13 protein-coding genes are annotated in these 12,719 nt (G+C 73.2%); 2 read left to right on the plus strand and 11 right to left on the minus strand.

Annotated elements, in window-relative coordinates; translation table 11 throughout:
• Positions 1-33: 33 nt before the first annotated feature.
• From AWQ71_RS17330 to AWQ71_RS17365, 8 genes are all read right to left on the minus strand, one after another.
• On the minus strand, positions 34-1,464 hold the full coding sequence (locus tag AWQ71_RS17330; protein ID WP_067134339.1) for an ADP-ribosylglycohydrolase family protein: 1,431 nt from the start codon (positions 1,462-1,464) through the stop codon (positions 34-36).
• Entirely contained in the window at positions 1,461-2,609 is a 1,149-nt protein-coding gene (locus AWQ71_RS17335; protein WP_067134340.1) for an ADP-ribosylglycohydrolase family protein, read from the minus strand. Before AWQ71_RS17335 ends, AWQ71_RS17330 begins: the two co-directional genes overlap by 4 nt.
• A gap of 59 nt (positions 2,610-2,668) precedes the next feature.
• A complete protein-coding gene (locus AWQ71_RS17340; RefSeq protein ID WP_245658338.1) occupies positions 2,669-3,718 on the minus strand; it encodes an ADP-ribosylglycohydrolase family protein in 1,050 nt (349 codons plus the stop codon).
• Between the two features lie 11 nt (positions 3,719-3,729).
• On the minus strand, positions 3,730-4,782 hold the full coding sequence (locus tag AWQ71_RS17345) for an ADP-ribosylglycohydrolase family protein (protein ID WP_067134342.1): 1,053 nt from the start codon (positions 4,780-4,782) through the stop codon (positions 3,730-3,732).
• Positions 4,779-6,083, minus strand: a complete 1,305-nt coding sequence (locus tag AWQ71_RS17350) for an ABC transporter substrate-binding protein (RefSeq protein ID WP_067134344.1) — start codon at positions 6,081-6,083, stop codon at positions 4,779-4,781. The genes AWQ71_RS17345 and AWQ71_RS17350 overlap by 4 nt, the downstream gene beginning before the upstream one ends.
• A 79-nt stretch (positions 6,084-6,162) precedes the next feature.
• Positions 6,163-6,981: a carbohydrate ABC transporter permease gene (locus AWQ71_RS17355; RefSeq protein WP_157570400.1), complete on the minus strand. Its 819-nt coding sequence runs from the start codon at positions 6,979-6,981 to the stop codon at positions 6,163-6,165.
• Between the two features lie 16 nt (positions 6,982-6,997).
• Positions 6,998-7,903 (minus strand): carbohydrate ABC transporter permease, encoded by a 906-nt coding sequence (locus AWQ71_RS17360; protein WP_067134349.1) that lies wholly within the window; start codon positions 7,901-7,903, stop codon positions 6,998-7,000.
• Entirely contained in the window at positions 7,900-9,009 is a 1,110-nt protein-coding gene (locus tag AWQ71_RS17365; RefSeq protein WP_084258976.1) for a LacI family DNA-binding transcriptional regulator, read from the minus strand. Before AWQ71_RS17365 ends, AWQ71_RS17360 begins: the two co-directional genes overlap by 4 nt.
• A gap of 199 nt (positions 9,010-9,208) precedes the next feature.
• On the opposite strand from AWQ71_RS17365, the gene AWQ71_RS17370 reads away from it, so the two are divergent.
• On the plus strand, positions 9,209-10,057 hold the full coding sequence (locus tag AWQ71_RS17370) for a sirohydrochlorin chelatase (protein ID WP_084258977.1): 849 nt from the start codon (positions 9,209-9,211) through the stop codon (positions 10,055-10,057).
• Positions 10,058-10,181: 124 nt separating this feature from the next.
• Here the strand turns inward: AWQ71_RS17370 and AWQ71_RS17375 are convergent, their stop codons facing one another.
• Together AWQ71_RS17375 and AWQ71_RS17380 are read right to left on the minus strand one after the other, a co-directional pair.
• A complete protein-coding gene (locus AWQ71_RS17375; protein WP_067134351.1) occupies positions 10,182-11,069 on the minus strand; it encodes a hypothetical protein in 888 nt (295 codons plus the stop codon).
• On the minus strand, positions 11,066-11,614 hold the full coding sequence (locus tag AWQ71_RS17380) for an RNA polymerase sigma factor (RefSeq protein WP_067134354.1): 549 nt from the start codon (positions 11,612-11,614) through the stop codon (positions 11,066-11,068). Before AWQ71_RS17380 ends, AWQ71_RS17375 begins: the two co-directional genes overlap by 4 nt.
• Before the next feature lie 131 nt (positions 11,615-11,745).
• Between AWQ71_RS17380 and AWQ71_RS17385 the strand changes: the two genes are divergently transcribed.
• The gene (locus tag AWQ71_RS17385) at positions 11,746-12,249 is read left to right on the plus strand and encodes an NUDIX domain-containing protein (RefSeq protein WP_245658339.1); all 504 of its coding nucleotides are present in this window, start codon (positions 11,746-11,748) and stop codon (positions 12,247-12,249) included.
• Positions 12,250-12,333: 84 nt separating this feature from the next.
• On the opposite strand, the gene AWQ71_RS17390 is transcribed toward AWQ71_RS17385, so the two are convergent.
• Entirely contained in the window at positions 12,334-12,699 is a 366-nt protein-coding gene (locus AWQ71_RS17390) for a DUF2203 domain-containing protein (RefSeq protein WP_067134356.1), read from the minus strand.
• Between the last annotated feature and the right edge of the window lie 20 nt (positions 12,700-12,719).

Genomic DNA, 12,719 nt, shown 5'->3' on the forward strand with positions numbered 1-12,719 from the left:
ATGTTTCCTCCAGGATCGTCACCTTTATCCCGCTTACCCTGCCATCAACCCGGTCCGCCGGGCGAGCTCCCCCAGGGCGATGCCGTCGAATCCGGTGACGCTGCTGGTCAGGCGGTCTTTCATGGACCACTGCCCGGGCACGCCGCCGTTCAGGCCGCCGACGATCGAGCCGACGGTCGCGCCCGCCGAGTCGGTGTCCCAGCCGGCCGCGACCGCGCCCGCGATCGAGGCGGTGAAGTCCCCCTTCCCGTGGACCAGCGCCGCCGCGATCAGTGCGGCGTTGTTGATCGTGTGGACCCAGTGCAGGCGGCCGTGCCGGGCGTGCAGGTGGTCCACGACCCGCTCGAAGTCCGGCTCCGCGCCCGCCACGTCCACGGCGTCCCGTACGGCGGCGGCCAGCCGGGATCCGGCGGGGATCACCGACAGGCCCGCCTCGACCACCTCAGTCACCGAGGAGGCGTCCAGGGACCGCGCGCACATGGCGGCGGTGAACATCGCGCCGTACAGGCCGTTCGCCGTGTGGCTCAGCCGGGCGTCGCGCCAGGCGAACTCGGCCGCCGTCGCCGGGTCTCCCGGGTTGGCCCAGCCGTACACGTCGGCCCGGATGAGGGCCCCGATCCACTCCCGGAACGGGTTGCGGTAGGTGGCGGTCGCCGGCCCCGGCTCCACGTCCCGCGCGCCTAACGGCTCGGGCTCGATGCCCATCAGCAGGTTGCGGTACGCCACCCGCTCGGCGGTGAACACCCGGCCGCCGGGCAGCTCGTCCAGCCACATCTGCGCGACGTCCGCCGTCGTGAAGCCCCTGCCGTACCGCTCCAGCAGGGCGAGCGCGAGCAGCGCGAAGTTGAGGTCGTCGTCCTCGGGGATCCCGTCGATGTTCTCCGCGAGACTGTTGACCGCGCTGCGCCGGTTCCACGGCCACCTGAGCCCGACCTCCGGCGGCAGGCCCACGGCCGTGAACCAGCCGCGGATCGGCCAGTTGCCGGTCGACTCGGCGATCTCCCTGATGCCCTCGCGGGGGATCTTCTCCACCGGCTTGCCGAGGACGCACCCGGCGGCCCGTCCCTGCCAGGCGCCGAGCACCCGGGCCGGGTCGGCGGCCCTCCGCCCGGGTCCCTGCCCGCTGCGTTCCTGCCCATCGGGTCCCTGCCCGCCCGTCATGTTCCCGCGCGCCGCCGGCCAGTCCGGGCAGGCGGCGACGATCTCGTCCCAGCCGGACGGCTCGGGCAACGGCGAGGGGATCGCCGCCAGCTCGTCGAGCAGGTCCTCCGCCAGGCGGCGCAGCCGTACGGGCGGAGCCTGCGGCGAGGCGCCCGCCCGGGGCGGCGCGTCGTGCCCTCCGGCCGCGCGCCAGCGGGCCGCGATCTCCCGCACCCCCGGCAGGTCTTCCCTGCCGTCCTCGGCGGCCTGGCGCAGCTCGTGGCCCACCAGGTCCTCCGGCTGGACCCAGGTGAGCCGCATCATGATCCGTCCCCGGCCAGCAGCTCGGCGAACGCGGCGTCGGCCGCCCGGCGGCGTTCGGCGTCGGCCGCGCGCACCCGGCGCGCCACCGACGCGAGGGCGAAGCCGGGCGTGACGAGGTCGGTCCTGCTCGCCGCCGACACCTCCTCGATCCACGCGGCCGGCACGGCCGACCGCCCGCCCAGCGCCCCGGCGATCGCGCCGCCCATGGAGGCGATCGAGTCGGCGTCCCGGCCGTAGTTCACCCCGCCCAGCACGGTCTCGCGATAGTCCCCCTTGGCGATCAGCAGAAAGGCCAGGGCGAGCGGCAGTTCCTCGATGCTGTGCACCCGGCTCGGACGACGCGCGCCCAGCCCCTGGTCGCGGTAGGTGTCGGCCACCGTGTCGTACGGCCGCATGGCGGCGCGCAGCGTCTCGAACGATCCCTCCCAATGGCCGAGGTCGCGCGCCGCCGAACACACCGCGTCGATGGCCGCGCGCGTGCCGTCGCGGGAGAGCCGCAGGCAGCTCGCGACGACGGAGTCGGGTGTGGCCCCCGGGCGCATCGCCTCGGCGACCGCGGCGGCGAGCACACCGGCCGCCTCCCGGCCGTAGCTGGACTGGTGCGCGCCCGCGAGGTCGATCGCCTCGGCGTACGCGCCGTCGGGGTCGCCCGCGTTGACGACGCCCACCGGCGCCATGTACATGGCCGCGCCGCAGTTCACGATGTTGCCGACGCCCGCCTCACGCGGGTCCACGTGGCCGTAGTGCAGCCGCAGGGCGAGCCACTTCTCGGCCAGGAACACCCGCTGCAGCGGCAGCGCCTCGGTCTCCAGCTCGGGGATCCAGCGCTTCTCGCCCATCATCTCGGGCACGAGGTACTCGGCGGCGGCGTAGGCGTCCAGGTGGCCGCCCACCCGCTCGTACACGCGGATCAGCGCGTGGGTCATCAGTGTGTCGTCGGTCACATGGCCGTCGCCCTTGTGGTACGGCGCGATCGGCCGCGCGTTGCGCCAGTCCGCGTAGTACGGCGGGACCACGCCCTCGACGAGGCCTCCGTAACGCACCTGGATCTGCTCCGGCGTCCAGCCCTCGGTCGCGCCCCCGAGCGCGTCGCCGACCGCCGCCCCGGCCACGCAGCCGACAGCTCTGTCCTCAAGCGGCGTCATGCCGTCCCCCTCTGTGTCTAACCGTTCCGTGTTGAACCGCTTTGCAGCGAACTGCTCTGTCATGTGGCGCCCTGTGCCTGGCTCCCCTGCGGGCCGCCGGACGCCAGGGTCCGGGCGACGTCGAGCAGGTCCGTTCCGGCCAGTTCCGGCAGGCAGCACCCGGCCAGCGTGCGCGCGGTCTCCCGCCACGCCCGCGGCAGCGCCTCGTATCCGGCGTACGCACCGGCGAGCGCGCCGGTGAGCGCGGGCGCCGAGTCCGCGACCGACGCCAGGCAGGCCGCCGCCGACACGGCCGCGCCGAACGCCGGCCCGGCCGCGTCGGCGAGCGCCAGCGCGATCGGGACGGTCTCGGCGGCGGTGACACCGTAGCTGTAGACGTGGTCGAGCAGCGCCGCGTCGAGCGCGGGCACGGCGGAGAACGGGTCGCCGTGCTCCCGCGCCACCGCCACCGCCGCACGGGCGGCGTGCCCGATCGCCGTGTCCTCCGGGAGCGCGGCGACGGCGGCGTCCACCGCCTCCCGCATCGGCGCGCCCCTCACCAGCGCGCCGACCGCCGTCGCGACCGCCACCGCCCCGAGCACGCCGTCACCTGAGTTGGTGACCTCGGCGTCGGCGACCGGGTCCATTCCGGCGGCACCGAACGCCACCGCCCGGACCGCCGCCGCGTCGTCGAAGAAGTGCGGGTTGTCGTGGCCGCTCGCGGGCGGCCCGAGGCCGGCGGCGAGGTTGTCGAGCGCGGACCAGACGGAGATCCGGGCGCGCAGGTCGTCGCGCTGGGCCAGCCGTCCGAACGCCTCGGCACGATCCTCGTGGATCGTCGCCGCCGTCCAGGCGAGCCACTCGGCGTCGTCGGACGGTCCGAGCGCCAGCGGCTCGACCGGCTGGTTCAGCGCGAACGGCACCGGCAGCGTGGTCACCTGGCGCTCTTCGGCGAACGCGTCCAGCTCGCGGTACAGCCGCCTGCTCCACGGCGCCAGCCGCAGCGACCGGTGGCGCGCCGCGGGCCAGCCCGCGGCGTCGCCGATGGCGAGGCCGGCGAAGGCGCCGAGAATCCGGTCCTCCTCCGGCGGCAGCGTGCCGCCGCCCCCCGATGACATGCTCTTCTTCATCCCTTCCAGGGTCATCCGACGCCGGACGGGCCCGCGGGCCCGTCGGTTCGGCCGTCAGCCGGGCCGCCCTGCGGGCGACCCGTCAGAGCGTCGGCGGCGTCCAGGACATGCCGGCCCGCGACAACGGGCAGGCAGCGGCCGGCGACCGGCCCGACCCGGCGTGCCCAACGCTCGGGCACGCCCGCCTCGCCGGCGCCCGCGCCCGCCAGCGCGCCCGCGATCGCGGCCGTCGTGTCGGCGTCCCGGCCCAGGTTGGCCGCGGTGACCACGGCCGCCTCGACCTCTCCGCCGCCCCTGACATAGGCGGAGAAGGCGAGCGCGACCGCCTCCGGGGCCAGGTCGGTCCACGGATAGTGCTTCACCACGACCGAGTCGTGCAGGACGCGGGCGAACTCCTCGCGGGAGATCCTCTCCCTTGTGTCACGGGCGATCGCGAGGGCCTTCCTGGCGGCACGGGCCGTCCAGGAGTCCTCGGGGACCGCCCGGAGCCCCGCCTCGACCACCTCGTCCGGCGCGGCGCCGGTCATCGCGACCGCCACCGCCGCCGCGACCGCCCGGCCGCCGAGGACGCCCTCACCGCTGTGGCTGACCCGCCCGTCGATCTCGGCCAGCCGCGCCGCCTCATCGGGGTCGCCCGCCGCGAAGATCCCGTACGGCGCGGCGCGCATGGCCAGGCCGTCGGACCAGCCGTGCGGGTGCCACCGCCCGCTCAGCGGCGGACCGAGCCCGCGGCGGAGCGCCTGCACGGTGCCGAGCTCGGAGAACCCGGCGCCGCGCATGGGCCCATCGAGCCGTGCCACGATCTCGGCGCGCCACGCCTCGGCGACGTCCCGCGACGTGAGCGCGTGGCCGTGGCGGAGGAGGAGGGACGCGGCGAACAGGCTGTACTCGGTGTCGTCCGTGCCGCCGCCCTCGACCTCCGAAAGCACGCCCCAGCGCGCGGCGATGGCCTCGGGCGTCATGTTCTCCGCGGGCGCGCCGAGGGCGTCGCCGGCCGCGAGACCGAGCAGACACCCCCGGGCGCGGTCGCGCGGCGATCCGGCGGGCGCGAGAGGAACCGTCACCGTCCGTACCGCTCCAGGACCTTGTCGCCCTCTTCGACGAGGCGCTTCGCCACCTCGTCGAGGCTGATCTTGTCCGCGAAGTACTCCTGGAGCGCCGGCGTGGCCACCTTGCTCTTCCACTCGTCGTAGCCGTCCACCTTGAGGTACGGCGCGACCACGAGGTTCTTGGCCGAGGCGGTGGCGACGTCCCAGAAGTTCTCCTTCTGGGTCATGGCGGGGTCGGCCGCCGCCGAGGTGCTCGTCGGGAGCAGCCAGTCGCCCTTGGCGAGCTTGGCCTGGTTGGGGCCGTTCAGGAAGAACGAGATGAACTTCACGGCCTCCTGCGCGTGCTTGCTGTCGGCCGCCACGGACAGGGTCTGGGACGTGGCGCCCTGCTCGGCGGTGACACCCTTCAGCGGCGGCAGGGTGACCCACTCGAACCCGTCGGGCGCCTGCTCGGCGACCTGCTGGCGCAGGTAGACGCCCGCCGGCACGATCGCGTACTTGCCGCCGAAGAAACCGGGCAGCGGGTCGGCGGTGCCCATGCCGAGCGCCGACGGGTCGGCCGACTTGTCCTTGTAGAGCTGGTCGTGGATGCGGCTCAGCACCTCGCGCTCCTCGGCGCCGACCTTGACCCGGGTCTTGCCGCCCTCAGTCGTGAAGAAGGTGCCGCCGAAGTTGAGCCCGAGGGTGAGCACCTTGTTGACCGGCGACTTCATCGGCCAGGCCACGCCGTACGCGCCGCTCTTGGTCATCTTCTTGGTCGCCTCGGCGAACTCGTCCCAGGTCCACGGCTCGTCGGGGGTCGGCATCCGGGCGCCGGACGCGTCGAGGAGCTTCTTGTTGGCGTAGAGGACCTGCGACTCCTGCAGGAACGGCACGCCGTACACGCCCTGGCCGCCCTTGCCGTCACCGAAGGTGACGGTGTCCCAGGCGGCCTGGGGGATGTCGCTCTTCAGCTCGGACGGCAGCGAGCTCGACAGGTCGAGCAGGAAGCCGCGCGCCGCGAACCCGGACAGGGCGGGCGAGTCGTCGTGGATCACGTCCGGCGCGTCGCCCGCCTCGAACGAGGTGACGAGCTGGTCGTTGACGTTGTCCCAGCTTCCCTGGACGTACTCGACCTGGATCTTGGGGTTGGCCTTGTTCCACTCGTCGACGAGCTGCTTGTTGGCGGTGATCGACTCCTTCTGCCAGGCCAGGCTCAGGAACCGCAGCTTCACCGGCTCGCCGGAAGCGGCGCCGTCGCCGTCGCCTCCCCCGCTCGAACATCCGGCGGCCAGAACGACGGCCGCCACCGCGAGCGCGGCACTCCAACGCCTCATGTGACTCTCCTATCGGGGAACTGGGGGGAACTCAGGGGATATCTGGTGAAATTCGAGGAACTTGAGAAACTCGGGGATCTCATCCCTTGACCGCGCCCGCCATCAGGCCGGACCTGAGCCGCCGCTGGATGATCGCGAAGAACGCCAGGCTCGGGATCGTCGCCAGCAGCGAGGCCGCCGCGAGCGGGCCCAGCCGTACGACGCCCTCCGGGCCGGTGAACTTGACCAGCGTCAGCGGCAGCGTGGCCACCTCGGGGTCCTTGAGGACCACGAGCGCGAACAGGAACTCGTTCCAGGACGAGATGAACGCGAACAGCAGGGTCGCCACGACGCCGGGGACGAGCAGCGGCGCGACGACGCTGGCGAGCGCCCGCAGCCGCCCCGCCCCGTCCACGGACGCGGCCTCCTCCAGTTCACGGGGAATGGCGCGCACGTAGCCCTGGAGCATCCAGAGGGCGAACGGCAGCGTGAAGGTGACGTGCACGAGGGCGAGCCCGGGCAGCGTGTTCACCAGCTCCAGCCGGCGCAGCACCATGAACAGCGGGATGATGATCAGGATGACCGGGAAGACCTGGCTGACCAGCACCCACCCGATCGCGACCTTGTTCAGGGTGCTCCGGAACCGCGCCAGCGCGTACGCCGCCGGAAGCGCCACCAGCACGGTGATCACGGCGCTCGCGAGCGCGACGACCATGCTGCGCGCGGCGCTTCCCACGATGTCCTGCTCGCCGAAGGCGTCGGCGAAGTTGGCCAGCGTCGGATTGCGCGGGATCCACGTCGGGTCCAGGCTCGCCATCTCCTGCGGCGTCTTCAGCGCGGTGGACAGCAGCCACGCGAGCGGGAACGCCAGGAAGACGAGGTAGCCCAGCAGGGCGAGGTACTTCAGGGCGGTGCGCACCGTCGAGCCTCCCATCTCAGTCGGCCTCCCTCATCTGGCGCCACAGGTACAGGCCGAGCACGGCCAGGACGACGATCGTGATCGCGACGCCGAGGGTCGCCGCGTACCCGAAGAAGCCGTAACGGAACGCCTCCTCGTAGGCGAACAGCATCGGCAGCCGCGTCCGCCCGCCCGGCCCGCCCTGGGTCAGCACGTAGACGAGGCTGAACTGGTTGATGTTCCAGACGAAGTCGAGCGAGGTGATCGCGACGATCACGGGCCGGAGCTGCGGCAGGGTGATGTTCCAGAAGCGCCGCCACACGCCCGCGCCGTCCACTCCGGCGGCCTCGTACAGCTCCTTGGGGACGTTCTGCAGCCCGGCGAGCAGGACGACGGTCGTCTGCGGCATCCCCATCCAGACGCCGACGAGGATCACGGCGGGAAGCGCCACGGAGAAGTCGTTGAGCCAGTCCACGTCGGTGCCGAGGACGGCGTTGAGGATGCCCGCGTCCGGGTGGTAGACGAGCCGCCACATCAGGCCGATGACCACGGGCGGCATCGCCCACGGCACCAGCGCGAGCACCCGGGCGAACCCGCGCAGCCGCAGATCCTGGTTCAGCAGCAGGGCGAGCCCGAGCGAGGCGAGGAACTGCAGCACGGTCACCGAGACCGCCCACACCATGCCGATGCGGAACGACTCCCAGAAGTCGCCGTCCGCGAGCAGGTCGCCGAAGTTCGCCAGGCCGACGAACGACGTCTCGGTGTTCCGCCCCGAGCGGGCGTCGGTGAACGCGAGCAGGATGCCGTAGAGGAGCGGGCCGACGCTGAGCACGAGCACGGGCACGAGGGCCGGGAGCAGCAGCAGGAAGGTCTCCCTGCCCCCCGACCGGCTCCGCGCGGGGCGCCGCCGGGTTCCGGCGGGCCGGGCTGCTGTGAGCGTCATCGGATCCCCTCCTCACCGGCGGTACGCCCGGCCTCCCGCGCGCCCTCCCCGCCGTCTCCGGCCTCTCCGGCCGCTCCGTTCTCTCCGTACTCCTCGGCCGCCCGCGCGCCGACCGTCGAGGCGCGTACGGCGAGGCGCGGCTCGACGGTGACGACCCGCGGCTCCCGCTCGCCGTTCTCCAGGCGGTCGAGCAGCAGTTCGGCGGCGGCGCGGCCGCGGCGGGCCGAGCCGAGCGACACGCTGGTCAGCGACGGCCAGGCGACCGCGGCGAGGTCGGTGTCGTCCATGCCGACGACGGCGACGTCCTCGGGGACGCGCCGCCCGGCGCGGCGCAGGACGTCGAGCGCGCCGAGCGCGATCAGGTCGTTGGCGCACATCAGCGCGTCCACGTCGCCCGCGCGGTCCAGGAGCGCCCGTACGGCCCGCGCGCCCTCCGCCCGATAGAAGTCACCGACCTCGACGAGATCCTCGTCGTACGGCAGATCGAGGGCGTCGAGCGCCTCACGGTAGGCGGCGGCCCGCGCGGCGCCGGGGACGGTGTCGGCCGGGCCGTTGACGAACGCGATCCGGCGGCGGCCGAGGCCGTACAGGTGGTCGAGGGCGAGCCGGACGCCGGTGCGCGAGTCGGTCCGCACGTTGTCGACGCCGGCGCCCTCGGGCACCGAGCCGATGACGACGACGGGGGCGCGGGCGGCGGCCAGTGCGCTCAGGTGCCCCTCGGTGACCCGCAGCGGGATCATGATCAGGCCGTCGACGTACCGCTCGCCGAGCCCGCGCAGCACGTCCAGCTCGTCGGCCACGTCGGCGTCGGTCGAGTGCAGCAGGAGACGGTAGCCCGCGGCGCGGAGCACCGGCTGGATCTCCCGCACCATCGCGAGATAGACCGGGTTGCCGATGTCGGCCATCGCGAACGCGACCTGGTTCGTGCGCCGGCTCTTGAGTGACCGGGCCACGGAGTTGGGGACGTAGCCGAGTTCCTCGGCGGCGCGCAACACGCGGCGGACCGTCTCCTCGCGGGTCGGTAACCCGTTGAGGACCCGGGAGACCGAGGCGATGGACACCCCGGCATGCCGAGCGATCGTGTTGATCGTGGGGCCTTCGGCCACATGTCACCTCGTCAGCGGCTGTGTAAACGTTTACGGCAGCTGCGTTGCTGTAAACGTTTACGGATGGGATGTGGCAATGAAACACTCCCGTCACAGAGAGCGTCAAGTCACGATCGCGTAAAACGATCAGGCTAAAGATCGGCATCAAGCGGTGGGTTGGTTCACTCATTCGACCTGATTCGCCCTAGAATCCGCCGATGTGAACGAAGGTCACGACGACCCGCCGAAGCTTCCTGTCCGGGAGCGCTCATCCCGGCTTGGGAGCGGCCGCCACCGGCGACCGCTCCCGGCGACCCTGCCGCCGGATGCGCCCGCCCTGGTGCTGGCCGTTCCCGGCATGGCGGGAGACGTCGCGGCCGAGATCGCCTCGATCATCCGGCTCGACAACCCCCATGTGGACCTCCGCCTCGTCTCGCTCGTGGACGGCGGCGCCGACCTGGCCAAGGAGTTCGTCTCCGCCGCCGCCGACCGGCCGGCCGCCGACACGGCCGCGGTGGTCGTGCCGCTGGTGACCGGCCCGCACCCCCGCGTCATGCGGGCCGTACGGGACGCGGTCACGCAGAGCGAGACCCCGGTGATGATCGGCGATCCGCTCGGCCCGCACCCGCTGCTCGCCGAGGCGCTGCACATGCGGCTGGCGGAGGCCGGGCTGGCGCGTGTCGACCGGATGCGGCTGTTCAACGTGACCTCTCCGGTGGACGGCATCATCGTCGCGACCACCGGCGGCGACGAGGGCGCCCGCGGCGCGGACGCCACCGCGGTGCTCCTCGCCGCCCGCCTGACCCTGCCCGTCGTGCCCGCGGCGCTCGACGGCGTGCCGAACGTCTCCGACGCCGCGGAACGGCTGCGCAAGATCGGCGCCAACCGGCTCGCCCTCGTCCCGTTCGTCATCGGGCCGGAGGCGGACCACGACCGCGCCACCGCCGCTGCCGAGGCGATCGGCGCGGGCTGCGCCGCTCCCCTCGGCGCCCACGAGGCCGTCGCCCGCCTGGTCGGCATGCGCTACGGCACCGCCCTCGGCTCGTACGAGGAGTCCGACGAGGACTGAGGCCCTGCCGGGGCCTCAGTCGGAAGCGGGCGGTCCGGCCCGCGCTCGACGCCCCCTTCCCGGCGCACGCCCGCTCCCCCGTCGGTGCTCCGCGGAGCGGGCGTTTTAAGGCCGGAGGAGAGTGTCAGTCCTCCAGGTCGTACCACTGAGGCTCGGCCTCGTAGACGGCCTTGGGATCGGGCGCCGGACCCGCTTCAGGACCGGGGACGACATAGAGATCGACGGTGTCGGAGCTGGAGTGGCGGGAGCCCTGGACGACCCAGCCGTCCCCGATCCGGTCGGCGGTGACCCCCTGGTCGAAGAAGCCCCCGTCCGGGATGGTCCAATACAGGCGATAGCCGACCTTGAGCCTCCGCCGGTGCAGCTCGTCCCGTACCTCCGCGACCGTCCTGCCGTGGCTCCGGTAGCCGTCCAGGGCCTCGTCTCCCAACGGATCGAACGGACGATCGTCGGCGTAGGGCTCGCCCGGCGCGGCGGCGCGGCCGATCCCGAACACGACCCGGCCCGAGTAGTGCGCGGGCAGCCACACCTTGCCGCAGAACGCCGCCGCGCACGGCGCCACGCCCTGGACGCCGATGCTCCCCGGACCGCGGAACCCGGCGGGCACGACCGGTCCGATCAGCCTGCCCACCTCGTCGGGCGGCACCGGGATCGTCTTCACCGTGACGTTCAGCCCCACCGCCCGGAACGCCTCCTCGAAGCGGCCCGGGTCGGCCGCCGGATCGGTGACGGTGACACTGAAGTAGTCCGGCGCCCTCTCGATGGAGACCGCCGCGTTGGCGTAGCGGGTGGCCGGTCCGCCGGGCAGGCCGACGCCGATCGCGACGGCGGCGCCCAGCCCCACGGCGACCGCGCCGAGCGCGAGCGCCCGCCGCGTCCTGCGAGCAGGCGCCACCCGGGCGGGCGCGCGTTCCTCGGACACGATCGACTCCATCAGCGCCCGGGCCTGGGCGGTGGACGCCTGTCCGGCCAGGTCCTCATCACGCAGCCGGGCGAGGTTCGCGAGGTTCACAACGAGCTCCCTTCGAGCATGGCGGCGTGGGGGTGATCGACTCCGGCCGTGGCGAGCGCCCGCGCGAACCTTCTGCGCGCCCGGTAGAGCCGGATCCGTACGGCGTTGCGGGAGACGCCGAGCGCGGTGGCGAGCTGCCGGGTGTCGAGCCGCTCCCAGGCGACCAGGGACAGCAGCTCCCGGTCGCCGTCCGGCAGCGCGCGGAAGACCCTGCCGACCGGGGAGAAGTCCTCCTCGGGCGAGCGCGTGTGTGTCACGGCGGGCAGGGAGGCGAGGTGCTCACGCAGCGCCTCCGTCCGCTGCTCCCTGCGCAGTTCGCCCCGCCTGTGGTTGGCGAGCACCCGCCGGGCCACGCCGTACAGCCAGAGCCTGGCCTCGTCGCCCTCGGGCAGCTCGTCGATCCGCCGCCACGCGACGGTGAACGTCTCGGCCACCACGTCGGCGGCGTCCTCGGGGTCCCGGCAGCGGCGCAGGACGTACCCGAGTATCGGCTCGTAGGCACGTTCGTATACGTCCACGAACCGGCCGTGGGGATCGGCTCCCATCCGGCCTCCTTACTTGATCGTCGGTCACCCCGTCCATGTCCGCGTTTCCACCGCCATTTCGCCCACCGCCATTTCGCCGCCGGGTCCGCGACCGCCTGGATGGGGCGAGCGCCGCCGCGTACTGTCGGCTGGTGAGCGTTTCCGATCACGATCCCGACCTCGCGTTCATCGCCGGCCTGGTCCGCGTCCGGGCCGCGGCCGGCGCGCTGTTCCGGGACGACGACGGGCGGGTGCTGCTGGTCCGCCCGACCTACAAGGCGACCTGGGACATCCCGGGCGGCGCGCTCGAACCGGACGAGTCTCCGCTCGCGGCGTGCGTCCGCGAGCTGCGCGAGGAGCTGTCCATCGCGCCGGAGATCGGGCCCCTGCTCTGCGTGGACTGGGTGCCTCCGCGGCCGCCATGGGACGGCGGCCTGATGTTCGTCTTCGACGGCGGGATCCTGCCCGCGGAGGATGCGGCGGACATCCGGCTCCCGCCGGACGAGCTGGAGGGGTTCGCGTTCGTGGCGGCGGGCGACCTGGACGAGCTGGTGCCCGCGGACATGGCCCGCCGGATCCGCGGCTGTCTGGACGCCCTGGGACGAGGCGCGGTCTACCTGGAGGGCGGCGTCCGGCGAACGCCTCCATGGCTATAAGCCCGGAGATCCCGAAATGTGCACTGCTTCACGAAAAGTCGATCTACGGGGGCGGCCGCACACCCTGAGCCTCCGGGGCGTACGTCAGCGGGGCAGGGGGCGCCGGCCGGCGAAGCCGAGCTCGGTGCGGTGATACCAGGCGAGGTCCGTCTCGCCCTCGACCCAGCACAGGCGCACCGACACGTCGTCGAGTTCGGCGGGGAAGTCGACGAGGATCGGCGCCGCTCCCTTGAGCTCGATGCCCTGATCGCCGAACCACAGCAGGATCTCGCCGATGCGCGCCTCCAGGGCCTTCCGCTCGGGGATGCCGCCGAGCGGTGAGCTTCCGGCGTCCGCCAGGTCGAAGGAGATCTCGGCGAGGTCCGCCCGCAGCGCCACCAGGTCGGCCACCTTCGCGCGGACGTCGGGCATGAGCGACCTGGCCTCGTCGAGGCTGAAGATCCGGTCCATGCCCCGAACGCTAGCGCCTG

Origin of the sequence: Microtetraspora malaysiensis, from assembly GCF_001528665.1 — a bacterium.
Classification (GTDB): Bacteria; Actinomycetota; Actinomycetes; order Streptosporangiales; family Streptosporangiaceae; genus Microtetraspora_A; species Microtetraspora_A malaysiensis.